The organism is Cellulomonas fimi ATCC 484 (genome assembly GCF_000212695.1).
Taxonomy (GTDB): Bacteria; Actinomycetota; Actinomycetes; order Actinomycetales; family Cellulomonadaceae; genus Cellulomonas; species Cellulomonas fimi.
Genome location: NC_015514.1, coordinates 2554477 through 2571515, shown reverse-complemented (window position 1 = coordinate 2571515; position 17039 = coordinate 2554477). Strand labels below are relative to the sequence as shown.

The 17039-nt window shown below is 75.1% G+C and carries 14 protein-coding genes; 6 read left to right on the top strand and 8 right to left on the bottom strand.

Annotated elements, in window-relative coordinates:
* Positions 1-4: 4 nt before the first annotated feature.
* The 3 genes from CELF_RS11755 to CELF_RS11745 are packed head-to-tail and all read right to left on the bottom strand — an operon-like array spanning position 5 to position 2696.
* Positions 5-979: a metal ABC transporter permease gene (locus tag CELF_RS11755; RefSeq protein WP_013771480.1), complete on the bottom strand. Its 975-nt coding sequence runs from the start codon at positions 977-979 to the stop codon at positions 5-7.
* Entirely contained in the window at positions 976-1767 is a 792-nt protein-coding gene (locus CELF_RS11750; RefSeq protein ID WP_013771479.1) for a metal ABC transporter ATP-binding protein, read from the bottom strand. Before CELF_RS11750 ends, CELF_RS11755 begins: the two co-directional genes overlap by 4 nt.
* Positions 1764-2696, bottom strand: coding sequence for a metal ABC transporter substrate-binding protein (locus tag CELF_RS11745; protein ID WP_013771478.1), 933 nt, complete (start codon positions 2694-2696; stop codon positions 1764-1766). Before CELF_RS11745 ends, CELF_RS11750 begins: the two co-directional genes overlap by 4 nt.
* A 159-nt stretch (positions 2697-2855) precedes the next feature.
* On the opposite strand from CELF_RS11745, the gene CELF_RS11740 reads away from it, so the two are divergent.
* A complete protein-coding gene (locus tag CELF_RS11740; RefSeq protein WP_013771477.1) occupies positions 2856-4241 on the top strand; it encodes a glycine--tRNA ligase in 1386 nt (461 codons plus the stop codon).
* A 10-nt stretch (positions 4242-4251) separates the two neighbouring features.
* Positions 4252-5088 (top strand): nucleotidyltransferase domain-containing protein, encoded by an 837-nt coding sequence (locus CELF_RS11735; RefSeq protein ID WP_013771476.1) that lies wholly within the window; start codon positions 4252-4254, stop codon positions 5086-5088.
* Positions 5089-5109: 21 nt separating this feature from the next.
* Here the strand turns inward: CELF_RS11735 and CELF_RS11730 are convergent, their stop codons facing one another.
* Positions 5110-5811, bottom strand: coding sequence for a hypothetical protein (locus CELF_RS11730; protein ID WP_013771475.1), 702 nt, complete (start codon positions 5809-5811; stop codon positions 5110-5112).
* A gap of 50 nt (positions 5812-5861) precedes the next feature.
* The gene (locus CELF_RS11725; protein ID WP_013771474.1) at positions 5862-7343 is read right to left on the bottom strand and encodes an outer membrane protein assembly factor BamB family protein; all 1482 of its coding nucleotides are present in this window, start codon (positions 7341-7343) and stop codon (positions 5862-5864) included.
* Between the two features lie 215 nt (positions 7344-7558).
* Here CELF_RS11725 and dusB point away from each other — a divergent pair, with 215 nt between their 5' ends.
* Both dusB and CELF_RS11715 read left to right on the top strand, forming a co-directional pair.
* Entirely contained in the window at positions 7559-8749 is a 1191-nt protein-coding gene (dusB, locus tag CELF_RS11720; RefSeq protein WP_013771473.1) for a tRNA dihydrouridine synthase DusB, read from the top strand.
* A 56-nt stretch (positions 8750-8805) separates the two neighbouring features.
* Positions 8806-10011: a GNAT family N-acetyltransferase gene (locus CELF_RS11715; protein ID WP_013771472.1), complete on the top strand. Its 1206-nt coding sequence runs from the start codon at positions 8806-8808 to the stop codon at positions 10009-10011.
* On the opposite strand, the gene CELF_RS11710 is transcribed toward CELF_RS11715, so the two are convergent.
* A complete protein-coding gene (locus tag CELF_RS11710; RefSeq protein ID WP_013771471.1) occupies positions 9976-10881 on the bottom strand; it encodes a carbohydrate kinase family protein in 906 nt (301 codons plus the stop codon). The genes CELF_RS11715 and CELF_RS11710 overlap by 36 nt on opposite strands.
* Before the next feature lie 89 nt (positions 10882-10970).
* On the opposite strand from CELF_RS11710, the gene CELF_RS11705 reads away from it, so the two are divergent.
* Complete coding sequence (locus CELF_RS11705) at positions 10971-12470, top strand: alpha-amylase (protein ID WP_013771470.1); 1500 nt, start codon at positions 10971-10973, stop codon at positions 12468-12470.
* Between the two features lie 86 nt (positions 12471-12556).
* On the opposite strand, the gene CELF_RS11700 is transcribed toward CELF_RS11705, so the two are convergent.
* On the bottom strand, positions 12557-14302 hold the full coding sequence (locus CELF_RS11700; RefSeq protein ID WP_013771469.1) for a glycoside hydrolase family 13 protein: 1746 nt from the start codon (positions 14300-14302) through the stop codon (positions 12557-12559).
* 153 nt (positions 14303-14455) lie between these two features.
* On the bottom strand, positions 14456-15523 hold the full coding sequence (locus tag CELF_RS11695; RefSeq protein ID WP_013771468.1) for a LacI family DNA-binding transcriptional regulator: 1068 nt from the start codon (positions 15521-15523) through the stop codon (positions 14456-14458).
* A 192-nt stretch (positions 15524-15715) separates the two neighbouring features.
* Between CELF_RS11695 and CELF_RS11690 the strand changes: the two genes are divergently transcribed.
* Positions 15716-16963: a sugar ABC transporter substrate-binding protein gene (locus CELF_RS11690; protein ID WP_013771467.1), complete on the top strand. Its 1248-nt coding sequence runs from the start codon at positions 15716-15718 to the stop codon at positions 16961-16963.
* Positions 16964-17039: the final 76 nt, after the last annotated feature.

Below are 17039 nucleotides of genomic sequence, written 5' to 3'. Positions count from 1 at the left end.
ACGGTCAGCCGGCGCCCGTGTCGCCCCGGCGCGTCGGCGCGGCAGCCACCGCCGGCTCGTCGCGCACGTCGTCGACGATGAGGACGTCGTCGACCATCTCGGGGTGCGGGTCGTCGGCGGAGCTGCGGTGCCGCTGCAGCAGCGGTCGCAGGGTCGCGGCGACCGCGTACAGCGCGATCGCGAGCACGACGATCGTCGCCCCGGGCGGGATGTCCTGCCAGTAGGTCAGCACGAGCCCCGCGACGCTCACGACGACGCCGATGACGCTCGCGGCCGCCATCGTCCGGCCGAACGAGCGTGCGTACAGCTGCGCGACGGCGACGGGGACGATCATGAGCGCGCTCACGAGCAGCAGCCCGACGACGCGCATCGCGATCGTCACGGTCAGCGCGGCGATCGTGGCGACGAGCATCGACAGCAGGCGCACCGGCAGGCCGCTGGCCCGGGCGAACTCCTCGTCGTGGCTCACGGCGAACAGCGCGGTGCGCAGCCCGAGGCCGACGCCGAGCACGAGCGCGGCGAGCCCGACGGTCCACCACAGGTCCGACGTGGAGACCGTCGAGATCGACCCGAACAGGTAGCTGATGAGGTTCGCGTTCGTGCCGCCCGCGATCTTGATGAGCAGCACGCCGCCCGCGATGCCGCCGTAGAACATGAGCGCGAGCGCCAGGTCGCCGCTCGTGCGGCCGCGCTCGCGCACGAGCTCGATGACGACCGACCCGACGACCGCGGCGACGACCGCGCCGGGGACGGCGAGCGTGTCCTGCGGGACGAGGCCCGCCCAGGAGCCGACGAGCCACCCGAGCGCGACACCGGTGAGGGCGACGTGGCCGATCCCGTCGCCCATGAGCGCCATGCGGCGCTGCACGAGGAACGTGCCGACGACCGGCGCGGCGGCACCCACGAGGACGGCCGCGAGCAGGGCGCGCAGCATGAGGGGCGAGGACAGCATGTCGGACAGCAGGTCCCACGCGGTCACGGGGTCACCTCCACCGTGATCGTCGGGCCCGTGGGCGGCGGCTGCGGGTCCGGGTGGGCGTGCGTGTGGTCGTGCCCGGCGTGGGCGTGGTCGGCGCGCGCCGCGGGCGGCGGCCCGTCGTGCGCGACGCGCCCGTGCCGCAGCACCACGGCGCGCTCGATGAGGTCGGCGAACGGCCCGAGCTCGTGCAGGATCACGACGACGGTCGTGCCGGCGGCGTGCAGGCGCGCCACCGTGTCGACGAACGTGGCCTGGGTCGGCACGTCGATCCCGGAGGTCGGCTCGTCGAGGACGAGCAGGTCGGGGTCGCGCACGAGGGCACGCGCGATGAGCACGCGCTGCTGCTGCCCGCCGGACATCTCCTGCACGCGCTGCGTCGCACGGTCGACGAGCCCGACGGAGTCGAGCGCGGCGAGCGCACGACGGCGGGCGCCGCGCGGGGGCCGCAGCCGCCGCCCGTGCAGCAGGCCGGACGTGACGACCTCGACCGCCGTGGCGGGCATGCCCGACGCGGCCGGCATGCGCTGCGGCACGTACCCGACGCGTTCCCACGGGGCCGTGACGCCGAGCGGGGTGCCGAAGAGCCGCACGGTGCCCGCGCTGACGGGGACGACGCCGAGCAGGGCGCGCACGAGGGTCGACTTGCCGGACCCGTTGGCCCCGAGGAGGGCCAGCACCTGGCCGGGCTCGACGCGCAGGTCGACGCCGCACAGGATCCGCCGGCCGCCGAGCGTGACGTCGACGCCGACCGCCTCGACGGCGGGGGTGGCGCTGGGGGTGGTGCTCACGAGCAGGACAATGCCACGCGCAGCGCCTCGAGGTTGTCGTCGGCGATCGAGAAGTAGTCCGCGTCGTCGTCCGCGAGTCCCTCGATCGGGTCCAGGACGGCGGTCTGCACGCCGAGGTCCTGCGCCAGGGTCTCGGCGACCTTGGGGCTGACGAGCGTCTCGAAGAAGAGCGTCGTGACGCCCTCGTCGCGGACCACGTCGGACACCTCGGCGAGGCGCGCGGGCGACGGCTCGGCCTCGGGGTCGATGCCGGAGATGCCGACCTCCTCGAGGTCGTACCGGTGCGCGAGGTAGCCGAACGCGGTGTGCGACGTCACGAACGTGCGGATGCCGCACTCCGCGAGCCCTGTGCGGTACGCCTCGTCGAGGGCCGCGAAGCGCTCGTCGAGGGCGGCCGCGTTCGCGGCGAACTCCTGCGCCCCGTCGGGGTCGAGCTCGCTGAGGTGCTCGGCGACGGCGTCCGCTACGGCGGGCATGCGGCTGGGGTCGAGCCAGAAGTGGGGGTCGGCGTCGCCGTGGTCGTGGCCCTCCTCCTCGTCCTCGGCGTGGTCGTGCTCCTCGCCGTCGCCGGACAGGAGCGTCGTGGCGTCGGCGGCGTCGAGCGCGTCGCGGGGCTCGGCCTGCGCGAGCGCGTCGTCGACGGCCGCCTGGAAGCCGGAGAGGTACAGCACGAGGTCGGCGTCGGAGACCTTGGCGACCTGGGCGGGGGAGAGCTCGACGTCGTGCGGCTCGGCGCCGGGCGGGGTGAGCGACTCGACGCTCACGCGGTCGCCGCCGACCTCCTGGGCGATCATCTGCAGCGGGTAGAAGGACGCGAGGACCTGGACGGTCCCGTCGTCGTCGGCGGCGCTGGTCGCGCTGCAGCCGGCGACGAGGGCGGGGACGGCGAGGGCGGACGCGAGGAGGAGGGCGGGGCGCGCACGGAGCATGACGATCATTCTCAGTTGGGCGAGAACCATTGTCAAAAACGCGACGGGGGGCCCGGTGTGCGACCGGTAGCCTGGGCGTCGTCCGCCGCGGCTCGTCCCGCGGCACCTTCACAGCCCGCGACACCCAGCCGCGGGCGTCACACACGGGAGTGATCGCACGTGGCCGCACCTTCTCGCCTGGACGCCGTCGTCTCCCTGGCCAAGCGCCGGGGCTTCGTCTTCCCGAGCGGTGAGATCTACGGAGGCACGCGCTCCGCGTGGGACTACGGCCCGCTCGGCGTCGAGCTCAAGGAGAACATCAAGCGCCAGTGGTGGCGGGCGATGGTCACGAGCCGCGACGACATCGTCGGCCTCGACTCCTCCGTGATCCTCCCGCGCCAGGTCTGGGTGGCCTCGGGCCACGTCGGCGTGTTCACCGACCCGCTGACCGAGTGCCTGTCCTGCCACAAGCGGTTCCGCGAGGACCAGCTCGTCGAGGAGTTCGAGGAGCGCAAGGGCCACGCACCCGAGGGCGGCCTCGCCGGCGTCAACTGCCCGAACTGCGGCACCAAGGGCCAGTGGACCGAGCCCCGTGACTTCAACATGATGCTCAAGACGTACCTCGGCCCGGTCGAGGACGAGTCCGGCCTGCACTACCTGCGGCCCGAGACGGCGCAGGGCATCTTCGTGAACTTCAAGAACGTCTACACCGCGGCGCGCATGCGCCCGCCGTTCGGCATCGGCCAGATCGGCAAGTCGTTCCGCAACGAGATCACCCCCGGCAACTTCATCTTCCGCACGCGCGAGTTCGAGCAGATGGAGATGGAGTTCTTCGTCGAGCCCGGCACCGACGAGACGTGGCACCAGTACTGGATCGACACGCGCACCGACTGGTACGTCGACCTGGGCCTGGACCGCGACAACCTGCGCCTGTACGAGCACCCGGCCGAGAAGCTCTCGCACTACTCGAAGCGCACCGTCGACATCGAGTACCGCTTCGGCTTCCAGGGCAGCGAGTGGGGCGAGCTCGAGGGCATCGCGAACCGCACCGACTTCGACCTCGGCACCCACTCGGAGCACTCCGGCCAGGACCTGTCGTTCTTCGACCAGGCCAAGAACGAGCGCTACGTGCCCTACGTCATCGAGCCGGCCGCGGGCCTGACCCGCTCGCTCATGGCGTTCCTCGTCGAGGCGTACGCCGAGGACGAGGCCCCGAACACCAAGGGCGGCGTCGACAAGCGCGTCGTGCTCAAGCTCGACCCGCGGCTCGCGCCGGTCAAGGCGGCGGTCCTGCCGCTGTCCCGCAACGAGCAGCTCTCGCCCAAGGCGCGCGACCTCGCCGCCGAGCTGCGCCGGTCCTGGAACGTCGAGTTCGACGACGCCGGCGCGATCGGCCGCCGCTACCGGCGGCAGGACGAGATCGGCACGCCGTTCTGCATCACGGTCGACTTCGACACGCTCGAGGACCAGGCCGTGACGATCCGGCACCGCGACGACATGTCGCAGGAGCGCGTCGCGCTCGACAAGGTCACGGGCTACCTCGCGCAGCACCTCGTCGGCGCCTGACGCCGCGGCCGTGACGACCGTCGGGGACAGGACGCTGCCCGCGTCCTTCGACCCGACGGTCGTCGCGGCCGTCACGGACCGGCTCGCCGCCGTCGAGCACGAGCACGGCGTCCGCGTCGCGTGGGCCGTCGAGAGCGGCAGCCGGGCGTGGGGCTTCCCGTCGCCCGACAGCGACTACGACTGCCGGTTCGTCTTCGTCCGGCCCGTCTCCGCCTACCTCGACCCGTGGCCCGCCCGCGACGTCGTGGAGACGCCGCTCGACGCGGTGCTCGACGTCAACGGCTGGGACCTCGTCAAGGCCGTGCGCCTGGCGACCGCGGGCAACGCGACGCTCGGCGAGTGGCTGCGCTCGCCCTTCGTCTACGCGGGCGACCCGGCGTTCCGCGACGAGCTGCTCGACCTCGTGGACGCCGTCGCGGACCGGGCCGCGATCGTCCGGCACTACCTGCACGTGGGCCGCGACCACTGGCTGCGCAGCGGGGCTGCCGACGGCGCGGAGGTCGCGCTCAAGCGCGTGTTCTACGCGCTGCGGCCCGCCGCGACCCTGCACTGGCTCGAGGTGCACCCGGGCCGCGTCACCCCGCCCATGGACCTGCACCGGCTGCTCGCCGAGGCGCCCGTCCACGACGCGGTGGCCGAACCGGTCGCGGCGCTCGTCGCCGCGAAGGCCGTGACGCGTGAGCTGGGCACGGGCGTCGTCGCCGACCCGGTGCGCCGGTGGGTCCAGGAGAGGTTCGCGGCGGCGGCCACGCTCGACGCGCCGGCGCCGCACGCCGCTGCCGCGGCACGGACCGAGGCGGCACGCCGGTTCCGGGACCTCGTGCGCCGCTGGGCCCCGCCCGGCTGAGAGGCGTACCCGGGGCCGCCGCTACCCGCCGACCGCAGCGCGCAGCTCGGGGAGCACGCGGTCGCCGAGGGCGCAGCGCTCCTGCCGGTCCTCCTCGCACCCGGGGACGAGGAGCGTGCCGTCGGCGCCCGCGTAGACCGCGGTGCTCACCGTGTCGTACAGGCCGGCGGCCCGTGCGTCGGCGAGGACGAGTGCGTACCAGGTCCGCTCGTCACCCGGGAGCCGGAACGTCGGCAGCTCGACCACGTGCCGGACGCCCGGACCGAAGCCCATGAGGGACGCGTAGAACACGCGGGCCGGTGCGGCCACCGACGCGGGCGCGGTGCCGACGAGCACCAGCCCGTCGCCCACCGGCCCGCTCGCGGCGACCGCGCCCGGCAGGTCGGCGTGCGCGACGGTCGGTCCGACGACGACCGTTCCCGATCCGTCCACGACCTGCGCGCCCCCCGCCACGGGTTGCAGCACGAGGTCCGTGCCGCCGATCCGGCCCAGCGGAACCGTGCCGTCGCCAGCCACGGGCCCGACCGGCAGGGGGTCGAGGCGCGCGGGCAGGTCGCGCGGCGCCTCGGCGACGGGGGGCGCGGCGACGTCCGTCGACACGACCGCGGTGGCGGTCGCCGTGGGCGCGTCGCCGCCCTCGCGCGCCGGCGTCCCGTCGCAGGCCGCCACGACCAGGCCGCCGACCAGCACTGCCAGGGCCGCTGCCGCACGTCGGACGTCCACGACGCTCGACGCTAGCGACGTGAGGGCTCCCGCGTGGGCGGTTCGCGAGGTCAGGGGCCGATCGCCCGCACGCGACGCTCCCCGTCCGGGCCCCGGTCGACGACGAACGCGGTCCCCGCGGACACGACGATGCCGTCCGTCCCCTGCGGGCCGGAGACCACGCGTCCGACGTGCGCACCGGTCCGGGCGTCGTACGCGTCGACGACGTGCCGCCGCCGCTCCCCGGGCGCGACCAGCTCCGCGAGCAGGCGGGGGCGCAGGTACTGCTCGACGACCACCAGCCCGCCGTCGGCGACGAGCGTGCGCACCTCGCCCCCGTCGAGCGCGACCGACCAGGCGTCGCCCCCGCGCACGGGGGTCACGACGAGCGCGTCCTCGCTGAGCGCGACCTGGACGCCGGAGCCCAGCACGAGGCGGTCCTCACCGTGCCCCTGGGGTGCGCTCCGCCCTGTCGTGACGGCACCACGCTCGTCGACGTCGCCCGTCGCGAGGTCCACGACCGTGCCGTCGGGAGTCCACAGCGTCCCGTCGACCTCGACCACCGACGTGAAGGCGCTCACGCGCGCGTCCAGGCCGTCGAGCACGCCGCACGGGACCTCGGCCTCCCACCGCGGGTCTCCGTCCGCGTCGTGCGCGGCGGCGGTGCACCGGTCCCCGGCGCGGGACGCGACCACGACCGCGTCCGCGACCGGCAGGACCCGCAGCCCCGCGTCGGGGTCGAGCGCGAGCACCGGCCGCCCGCTGCTCGCGGCGCGCACCGTGACGACGCCGTCCGCCGAGGCGACGGCCGCCGTCGTCGGGGGCACGGGCCACGGGGCTCCGAGCCGCGGGGTTGTCGCCAGCCGGACCGTGGCGTCCGACGTGACGCCGTCCGCGGTCCACGCCGTCGACCCGTCGGTCGCGTCGACACCGCGCCAGGTGCACGGGGCGGGTCGCGGCCCCGACTCGTCGCACGCCCGCAGCACCACGACGTCGCCGTCCGCCGCGACGACCTGGGCCGGGTGCACCGTGCCCAGGTCGGGGCCGGCGACGCCGTCGGGCCCGAGGACCGTCGCCGTCTGCGCCGCCACGAGGAGCCGGCCGGCGTCGAGCAGGACGACGCCGACGATCGTCGACCAGTCCGGCGGCGTCCACTCCCACGCGAGCCCGCTCTCCGCGTCGAGGGCGAGCACACGGCGCGAGTCGACGACGCGCGCCACGGTGTCGACCGTCACGCCCTCGTCGTACGGGTGCACGACGGGTTCGACGAGCCGGCCACCGTCGGTGCGGGCGAGGGCGAGCCACGGGACGCCGACGCCCACGACGAGCACGGACGCGCCGAGCAGGACGCCGAGCCGGCGGCGCGTGCGGACGAGCGACGCGACGCCGAGCGCGAGGAGCAGCACGCCTGGCAGGTAGACCACGGTCTCCGACGCCCACCAGCCGGCACCCGTCGCGACCGCCCCGACGACGGCCGCGACGCGGGGCCAGCGCGGTTCGCGACCGCGCAGCGGCGTGGCGGTGGCAGGGGTCGGGGTGGTGGTCGAGGTCATCCGGGTCCGTCCTCGGGCAGGTGGTCAGCTCGGGCTGTCGGCGGCCGGGCTGTCGGGCTGTGGGCGCGTCGGGCAGGCAGGCGCACCGGGGCAGGGGGACGGCGGTCCGGCGCCGGCCGCCGATCCTCCCACGACGGGACGAACCGGACGTGCGACGAGGGTCCGGGGGTGCGCGCTGCCCGGGCGACCCCCCGGGGCGGTGCGACAATGGCGTGATGACCACGACGACACCCGCGGCTCCCGCGCGCCCCGGCGCCGGCGCGGTGCTGCCGCCGCTGCGCATCGGGCCGATCACGGTCGACACCCCGGTCGTCCTCGCGCCCATGGCCGGCGTCACCAACGCCGCGTTCCGCCGCCTGTGCCGCGAGTCCGGCGCGGGCCTGTACGTCGCCGAGATGCTGACCAGCCGGGCGCTCGTGGAGCGCAGCCCCGAGTCGTTCCGGATCATCTCCTTCGCGCCGGACGAGGTGCCGCGCTCGGTGCAGGTGTACGGCGTCGACCCCGCGACGGTCGGTGCCGCGGTGCGGATGCTCGTCGAGGAGGACCTCGCCGACCACGTCGACCTCAACTTCGGCTGCCCCGTGCCCAAGGTGACGCGGCGCGGCGGCGGTGCGGTGCTGCCGTGGAAGCGGGACCTGTTCTCGGCGATCGTGCACGCCGCCGTCGACGCGGCGCGTCCGTCGGGCGTCCCGGTGACGGTGAAGATGCGCAAGGGGATCGACGAGGAGCACCTGACCTACGTCGAGGCGGGCCTGACGGCGCAGGACGCGGGCGTCGCGGCGGTCGCGCTGCACGGGCGGACCGCGGCGGACTACTACTCCGGGACGGCCGACTGGGACGCGATCGCGACGCTCAAGGAGGCGGTCACCGACATCCCCGTGCTCGGCAACGGCGACATCTGGTCGGCCGAGGACGCGCTCGCGATGGTCGCGCACACGGGCTGCGACGGGGTCGTCGTCGGGCGCGGCTGCCAGGGCCGGCCGTGGCTGTTCGCCGACCTCGCGGCCGCGTTCGCGGGCTCGGACGTGCGCATCCGTCCCGGGCTGGGGGAGGTCGCGCAGGTCGTGCGGCGGCACGCGGAGCTCATGGTCGAGCACTTCGGCGACGAGTCGAAGGCGCTGCGGGAGATGCGCAAGCACATGGCCTGGTACCTCAAGGGCTACGTGGTCGGGGGAGAGGCACGCGCCGCGCTCGGCCTGGTCTCCTCGATGGCCGACCTCGACGACCGGCTCGCGGCGCTCGACCTCACGCAGCCGTACCCGGGCGAGGCCGCCGAGGGCCAGCGAGGCCGAGCGGGCTCGCCGAAGCGGCCGATCCTGCCCTACGGCTGGCTCGACTCGCGCGAGCTCTCGGAGGAGTTCCGCCGCGACCTGCACGAGGCCGAGCTCAGCGTCTCGGGCGGCTGACGCGCGCATCGGCACCGACGCGTGACGTCGGCGGTCGGGTGCCGCAGGCTGGGCACATGACGCGCTGGAGCGTGCGGCAGGCACCCGTCCCCGCGACCGTCGAGGACCCCGCGGCCTGGGCGGTGCACGGCGCGTGCCGCGCGCACGCCGCGGTGCACCGTGACCTGTTCGGACATGCCGACGCGGCGTGGCGACCGACCGAGGTCGCGGCGATGCTCGGCGAGCGACCCTACGAGCGGACCGTGCTGCTCGTGGCGGTGCGTGCGGAGGCCGCCGGCGACGCGGACGCGGTGGTGGGGGCGGCGCTCGTGCAGGTGCCGACGCAGGACAACCCGCACCTGGCGTTCGCCGAGCCGTGGGTCGACCCACGGGGCCGCGGGCAGGGGGCCGGGGATGCGCTCGTCGCCGCCGTGGAGGGCGTGGCCCGTGCGGAGGGGCGCCGCACGGTGATCCTCATGAGCACGCACCGCGAGCCCGGGCCCGGCGTCGCGGAGCACGCGGCGCGCAGCGGTGCGGGCGGGGTGCCCGCCGCGGACGCGGGCACGCGGCTGGCGGCAGGGCGCGGGTACGGGCTGGAGCAGGTCGAGCGGTTCAGCACGTTCGCGCTTCCCCTCGACGGAGCGGCGGCTGCCGCGGTCCGGTCCGCGTACGGCGCCGCGGCCCGCGCGGCCGGCCCGGACTACGAGCTGGTCGCCTGGACGGGCCCGACGCCCGACGCGCTCCTCGACCAGATGGCGGTGCTGCGGACGAGGATGAGCACCGACGTGCCGACGGCGGACCTCGCGGTCGAGGAGGAGCCGTGGGACGCGGCACGGGTGCGCGCGCACGACGCGGAGGTCGCCGAGGAGGGCAGGGTGCAGGCGGTCGTCGCGGCACGCCACCGGCCCACGGGCGCGCTGGTGGCGTTCACGGTGGTGGAGCAGCCGGTCGCGGTGCCGGAGGTCGCCTACCAGCAGGACACGCTCGTGGTGCAGGGGCACCGCGGGCACCGGCTGGGGATGCTCGTGAAGACGGCCCAGCTGCTGCGCCTCGGGGACGCGTTCCCGGGGCTGCGGCGGCTGCACACGTGGAACGCCCAGGAGAACGCGCACATGCTCGCGATCAACGTGGAGCTCGGCTTCACGCCCACGGGTGTGCTCGGCATGTGGCAGCGCGACCCGCCCGACCCGGCGGGTGCCGACGGGGCGGACGGTGGTCCGAGCGACCGCCGCGCGGAGGGCGACGGGTCAGCGCGCGCGGACGGCGACCCGCTCGGCGAGTGAGGCGACCGCGGCGGCGGTCACGTGCGCCGCGCCCACGCCGGGGCTGGTGACGGCGAGCGCACCCGCGGCCGACGCGCGCGCGAGGGCCTGCGGGTGCGGCAGCCCGTCGAGCACGGCGTGCAGCAGCCCCGCGAGGAACGCGTCGCCCGCGCCGTCGGCGTCGACGACCGCGTCCACGGGAGCGGCGGGCACGTCCCACCAGCCGTCGGCGTCGCGGGCGAGCGCGCCCGCCGCACCTGACGTGCACACGGCGAGCCGGGCGCCGCGCCGGACGGCCGCGTCGAGGTAGGCGGCGGGGTCCGCGAGGCGGTCCGCGCTCACGAGCAGGACGTCGGCGGCGCCGGCGAAGTCGCGTGCGTACGCGGCGGTGCCGTCGTCGTCGTGCACGTCGCACCAGAGGGGCACGCCGGCGGCCCGGGCGGCGGCGAGCAGCGGGCGGCTGTGGTCGGCGAGGTCGACGACGGCCGCGTCGGCGCGTGCGAGCGCGGCGAGCACGTCGGCGGGGACCGGGTCGGCCGGGCGCTGCGGGGCGGGCAGCGTGAGGTAGAGCGAGAGGCGCGCGCCGTCGTCGGCGAGGAGGTTGACGTGGCGCTCGGTGCGGCCGGCGGCGGCGGACTCGGCCAGCACCGTCAGGCGGTCGTGCGCGAGCGCGGCGCGGACGCGGGCGGCCTGCTCGTCGTCGCCGAGGACGGTGCGCAGGGTGACGTCGAGCCCGAGCGCGGCGAGCGTGCGGGCCTTGCCGGCGGACGTCCCGCCGAGGCCGTCGTGGTGCTCGCGCGCGAACAGCGTGGCGCTGCGCGGCTCGGGCAGGGACGGCAGGCGGACGACGGTGTTCCAGGACGCGGGACCGTTGACGAGGACGTGCGGCACGTCGGCCAGCGTAGGCCGTCTGCAACGCTAGGGTGAGCCGCTCCCGCAAGTTGCTGCAACGGATTGCAGCCTGTGACCCGGTGGTGACAATGACGCACCCGACCCAGCCCGTGCGCGCCCGCGCGGCGGCACCCGCCCGACGGCGGCTCGCAGCCCGAACCCGGGCGCGCGGCCGAGCAGCCGCGGCGCTCGCCGTCGCCGTCGCCGCCCCGCTCGCCGCGTGCACCCCCGACGACGTGGCTGCGGCCCCGCGCAGCGACGTGGGCGTGCAGCTCTTCCAGTGGACGTGGGACGCGATCGCGACGGAGTGCACCGAGCACCTCGGCCCCGCAGGGTACGGGTGGGTGCTCACCTCGCCGCCGCAGGAGCACGTCACGGGGCCGCAGTGGTGGACGGCCTACCAGCCCGTGAGCCACCGGCTCGAGTCGCGCCTCGGCACCCGCGAGCAGCTCGCCGCGATGGTCGAGACGTGCCACGCCGCGGGCGTCGAGGTGTGGGTCGACGCGGTCGTCAACCACATGAGCGGCCAGGACGAGCCGGGCACCGGCTGGGCGGGCTCGCCGTACTCCCACCACGACTACCCGGGACTGCTCGGCCCGCAGGACTTCCACCGCTGCGGCCTCACGCCGGGCGACGACATCCAGGACTACGACGACGCGGCGCAGGTGCAGACGTGCGAGCTCGTCAACCTCGCGGACCTCGCCACCGAGCAGCCCCACGTGCGCGCGACGCTCACGGCGTACCTCGAGGACCTGCTGCAGCTCGGCGTCGACGGCTTCCGGATCGACGCCGCCAAGCACGTCGCGCCCGACGACCTCGCCGCGGTCCTCGGCCCGCTCCCGGACGGCACCGGGATCGTCCAGGAGGTCATCCGCGGCGCGGGCGAGCCCGTCACCCCCGAGCAGTACCTCGGCAACGGACCCGTCTTCGAGTTCGCGTACGCCGAGGGCCTGGCCGGGGCGCTCGGCGGCGGCTCGCCCTCGGTGGCGCTCGACCTCGGCGCGGGCCCCGGGTTCGTGCCGTCGGCCGACGCGTTCGTCTTCGTCGACAACCACGACACCGAGCGCAACGGGTCCACCCTGTCCTACGCGGACGGCGCGACGTACGCGCTCGCGGACGTCCTCATGCTGGCCGGCACCTACGGCACGCCGACGGTCTACTCCGGGTACGCGTTCGACGACCGCGACGCCGGTCCCGTCCAGGACGACGACGGGCGCGTGCGCGACGCGACGTGCCCCGACGCGCCCGGCCCCGGTGCGAGCCCAGCCCCGGGCGACTGGGTGTGCCAGCACCGCTGGCCCCAGGTCGAGGCGATGGTCGGCTGGCGTGCGGTCGTCGGGGACGCGCCGCTCGTCGACGTGTGGTCGCGCGGTGACGCGGTCGCGCTCGGACGGGGCGAGCGCGGCCTCGTCGTCGTCAACGCGGGCGACGAGGAGCTGCGCACGACGCTCACGACGAGCCTGCCGGACGGCCGCTACTGCGACGTGCTGGCCGACGGCTGTGCCGCGACCGCGGTCCGCGACGGCCGCGTCGACGTCGTGGTCCCGCCCGGTTCGGCCGCCGCCTGGGACGTCGAGCACCGGGCCTGACACCCGCGCCCGCGCCCCGCACGTACGACGGCCCGGCACCCCTCACGGGTGCCGGGCCGTCGTACGAGGCGGGCGTCGGGCCGGCGTCAGGCGGGCGTGCGCACCCACACCGTCGCGTCGGCGGGCACCGCGAGCGTGCCGTCGGCGGCCGTGACCGGCTCGACGGACGCGACCAGCACCTGCGCACCCGCGGGCAGCGGCACCGGCGAGCCGCCGAGGTTCGCGACCACGAGCACGTCCCGGTTCGTGAAGGCGATGACGTCCTCGCCCGCGTCCGGCACCCATGCGAGCCCGCCCGACCCGAGCTGCTCGGCGCGTCGCACGGCGAGCGCGGCGCGGTAGGTCTCGTACGTCGAGCCGGGGACGCCACGCTGCGCGTCGAGCGCGTACGGCGCCCACGACGCAGGCTGGGGCAGCCAGGTCACGCCCGTGGGGGAGAAGCCGAAGCCCGGCTCGTCCGCGGCCCACGGCAGCGGCACGCGGCACCCGTCGCGACCCCGCTCCGCACCGCCCGTGCGGAAGAACGCGGGGTCCTGGCGCAGGTCGTCGTCGAGCGCGGTGTGGTCGGGCAGGCCGAGCTCCTCGCCCTGGTAGAGGTACGCCGAGCCGGGCAGGCCGAGCATGAGCAGCGTCGCGGCGCGGGCCCGGCGCAGGCCGAGCTCCTCGTCGGGCTGCTCGTCGCCGACCCCGATGCCGTTCGGGCGCGAGCCCGGCACGGACAGGCCGAGCCGCGACGGGTGCCGCACGACGTCGTGGTTCGACAGGACCCACGTCGTCGGCGCGCCCACGCCGTCCGCGGTCACGTAGGACGCCTCGATGACCTCGCGCAGCTGTGCCGCGTCCCACGGCGTCGCGAGGAACGCGAAGTTGAACGCCTGCTGCATCTCGTCGGGCCGCACGTACAGCGCGAGCCGCGACAGCGGCTCGACCCACGCCTCGGCCACGAGCGCGCGGTCGCCCGCGTACTGCGCGAGCACGCGGTTCCACGCGCGGTAGATCTCGTGCACGCCGTCCTGGTCGAACATCGGCCCGCGGTTTCCGGTGCCCGTGACCTCGTCGGCGCGGTCGGGGTCGGTCGGCTCGACGCCGTCCGTGCCCTCGATCATCGAGACGTGCCCGTCCCAGTCGGGCAGGCCGGGCGCCTTGACCATGCCGTGCGCGACGTCGATGCGGAAGCCGTCGACGCCCCGGTCGAGCCAGAACCGCAGGACGTCCTCGAACTCCGCGCGGACCTCGGGGTGCTCCCAGTTGAGGTCCGGCTGGCGCGAGTCGAACAGGTGCAGGTACCACTGGCCGGGCGTGCCGTCGGCGTCCGTCGTGCGCGTCCACGCGGGACCGCCGAAGATCGACTGCCAGTTGTTCGGGGGCAGCTCGCCGTGCTCGCCCCGGCCCTCGCGGAACAGGTAGCGCTCGCGGGCGGCGGAGGCGGGGCCCGCGGCGAGGGCCTCGACGAACCACGCGTGCTCGTCGGAGGTGTGGTTCGGCACGAGGTCGACGATGACGCGCAGGCCGAGCCCGTGGGCGCGCGCGAGCATCTCGTCGAAGTCGGCGAGCGTGCCGAACAGCGGGTCGACGTCGCGGTAGTCCGCCACGTCGTAGCCGGCGTCGGCCTGCGGCGAGCGGTAGAACGGCGAGAGCCACACCGCGTCGACGCCGAGCTCGGCGAGGTGCCCGAGGCGCGACGTGACGCCCGGCAGGTCGCCCACGCCGTCGCCGGACGCGTCGGCGAACGAGCGCGGGTAGACCTGGTAGATCACGGCGTCGCGCCACCACTCGCCGCCGGGCGAGCCGGGCGCGTGCACGTGCAGGGTCCGGGTGTCGAGGGTCGTCATGCGGGCATGCCTCTTTCGGGTGGATCTCGGGGAGGGGAGGCGTCGTCGCCGGAGGAGCGGGTGCGGGCGGGCGCGGCCGGGCCGCGCGGCGCACGGGTGCTCCGGGTCGGACCAGGGTAGGCAGCGGTGCCGGGGCACCGGCAAGCCTGCCGGTCAGGAGGGCGCGGGGCCGTCCGTCGCGGGGGTCGTGGCCGCGGGAGCGGCGCCCGTGGACCCGCGCACGATGAGCTCGGGGTGGAACTTCAGCTCGGTGCGCGACGCGGGGGTGCCGCTGATCTCGGCGACGAGCGCGGAGACGGCGGCGTGGCCCATCGCCTGGACCGGCTGGCGCACGGTCGTCAGGGGCGGGTCGGTGAAGGCGATCAGCGGGGAGTCGTCGAAGCCGACGACGGAGACGTCCTCGGGGACCGACAGCCCGTGCGCGCGGGCGGCGCGGATCGCGCCGAGGGCCATGAGGTCGGAGCCGCAGATGATCGCGGTGTGCCCGGACTCGATGAGCTCGGACGCCGCGGCCTGCCCGCCCTCGACGGTGAAGAGCGTCGAGACGACGTGCCCCTCGGGGTCCTCGACGCCCAGGTGCCGGGACAGGTTGACCGCGAACTCCTCGCGCTTGCGCCGCGCGGGCACGAAACGGTCGGGCCCGATCGCGAGCCCGATCGAGCGGTGGCCGAGCGACGTGAGGTGCCGGAACGCGAGGTCGAGCGCCGCGGCGTCGTCCGTGGACACGGTCGGTGCGTCGACGCCCTCGGCCCAGCCGTTGACGAGCACGACGGGCACGCCGCGGCTGCGCAGGCGGTGGTACCGGTCCTTGCTCGCGGTCGTGTCGGCGTGCAGGCCGGAGACGAAGACGATGCCGTCGACGCCGTGCTCGAGGAGCATCTCGACGTACTGGTCCTCGGTCGTGCCGCCGGGGGACTGCGTGCACAGCACGGCGGTGTAGCCGCGCTCGGTGAGCATCGTCTCGATGACCTGCGCGAACGCGGGGAACACCGGGTTGGACAGCTCGGGGACGACGAGGCCGACGAGGCCCGCCGACCGGGTGCGAAGCTTCTCGGGCCGCTCGTAGCCGAGCACGTCGAGCGCCGCGAGCACGGCCTGGCGTGCCTGGGCGGAGACGCCGTGCTTGCCGTTGAGCACGCGCGAGACCGTGGCCGTGCTGACGCCGGCCTGCTCGGCCAGGTCCGTCAGTCGGGTGCGCACGGGTGGCAGCGTAAGGGACACAAGACCTCCTCGTCCTGGGTCGTTGGATCGTGGTCGAGCCGGTCCGTGTGACGCCGCTGCAACCGTTGCCTGAAAGTTACCGTAACGACTTGCAACGCGCGGTGCAACGACGTAGTTTTCCGTCGCACCAGGCCAGCGTCGGTGGAGCCCCCGCCGCGCCGGCACTCCCCACGCAACCCTTGGAGAGACACGATGCGACGGAGCATCCCTGTCGTCGCGGCGACCCTCGGCCTCGCGCTGACGCTCGCCGCGTGCTCGGGCTCGTCCGGCGAGACGTCGGACGACGCGAGCGCGTCCGCCCCCGCCGAGAGCGCCGGCACCCTCACCGTCTGGGTGGACGACACCCGGTCCGGCCCCGTCAAGGAGGTCGCGACGAAGTTCGAGGAGGAGAAGGGCGTCACCGTCAAGCTCGTCCAGAAGGACTTCGGCGAGATCCGCGACGACTTCATCTCGCAGGCGCCGACCGGTCAGGGCCCCGACGTCGTCGTCGGCGCGCACGACTGGCTCGGCAAGCTCGTCCAGAACGGTGTCGTCGCACCGATCGAGCTCGGCGACAAGGCCGCCGACTTCCTGCCCGTCTCGACGCAGGCCATGAGCTACGAGGGCACGCTGTACGGCCTGCCGTACTCGGTCGAGAACATCGCGCTCGTCAAGAACAAGAGCCTCGTCCCCGACGCGACGCCCGCCACGTTCGACGAGCTCGTCGCCCAGGCCAAGGCCGTCGGCACCGACTACTCGGTCCTCGTCCAGCAGGACGAGAAGACGGGCGACCCGTACCACCTGTACCCGCTGCAGACCTCGTTCGGCGCCCCCGTCTTCGGCACCGACGGCGACGGCGCGTACGACGCCACGCAGCTCGGCCTCGACTCGGACGGCGGCCGTGCGTTCGCCGCGTACGTCTCCAAGCTCGGCGCCGAGGGCGTCCTCAACACCTCGGTCTCCGGTGACGTCGCCAAGGAGGCGTTCATCGCCGGCAAGGCGCCCTACATGATCACGGGCCCGTGGAACGTGGGCGACTTCGTCAACGCCGGCATCGACGTCGCGATCGAGAAGGTGCCGTCCGCGGGCGGGCAGCCGTCGCAGCCGTTCGTCGGCGTGCAGGGCTTCTTCATCTCCTCGAAGTCCGAGAACGCGCTCCTCGCGAACGAGTTCGTCGTCAACTACCTCGGCACCAAGGACGTGCAGCTCGCCATGTACGAGGCGGGCGGCCGGGCCCCGGCGCTGCAGTCGGCGCTCGACGAGATCGGCTCCGACCCGGTCGTCGCCGGCTTCGCCGAGGTCGGCAAGGACGGCGTCCCGATGCCGTCGATCCCCGCGATGGACACCGTCTGGTCCGACTGGGGCGCCACCGAGGTCGCGCTCGTCAACCAGCAGGGTGACCCGACGACGCTGTGGAACCAGATGAGCGTCGCGATCGCCACGAAGATCGCCGCGAGCTGATCTCCCGGTGGCCCGGCCGGTGCGTCCGGCCGGGCCACCGTCCCGCGTGCGCGCGGGACACCCGTCGTGCGCGCGA

What these genes read in the sequence shown, in the direction of transcription:
- CELF_RS11745 (WP_013771478.1), bottom strand. Translation starts at nt 2,696, where the DNA reads ATGCTCCGTGCGCGCCCCGCCCTCCTCCTCGCGTCCGCCCTCGCCGTC.
- CELF_RS11725 (WP_013771474.1), bottom strand. Translation starts at nt 7,343, where the DNA reads ATGACCTCGACCACCACCCCGACCCCTGCCACCGCCACGCCGCTGCGC.
- dusB (WP_013771473.1), top strand. Translation starts at nt 7,559, where the DNA reads ATGACCACGACGACACCCGCGGCTCCCGCGCGCCCCGGCGCCGGCGCG.
- CELF_RS11715 (WP_013771472.1), top strand. Translation starts at nt 8,806, where the DNA reads ATGACGCGCTGGAGCGTGCGGCAGGCACCCGTCCCCGCGACCGTCGAG.
- CELF_RS11705 (WP_013771470.1), top strand. Translation starts at nt 10,971, where the DNA reads ATGACGCACCCGACCCAGCCCGTGCGCGCCCGCGCGGCGGCACCCGCC.
- CELF_RS11700 (WP_013771469.1), bottom strand. Translation starts at nt 14,302, where the DNA reads ATGACGACCCTCGACACCCGGACCCTGCACGTGCACGCGCCCGGCTCG.
- CELF_RS11690 (WP_013771467.1), top strand. Translation starts at nt 15,716, where the DNA reads ATGCGACGGAGCATCCCTGTCGTCGCGGCGACCCTCGGCCTCGCGCTG.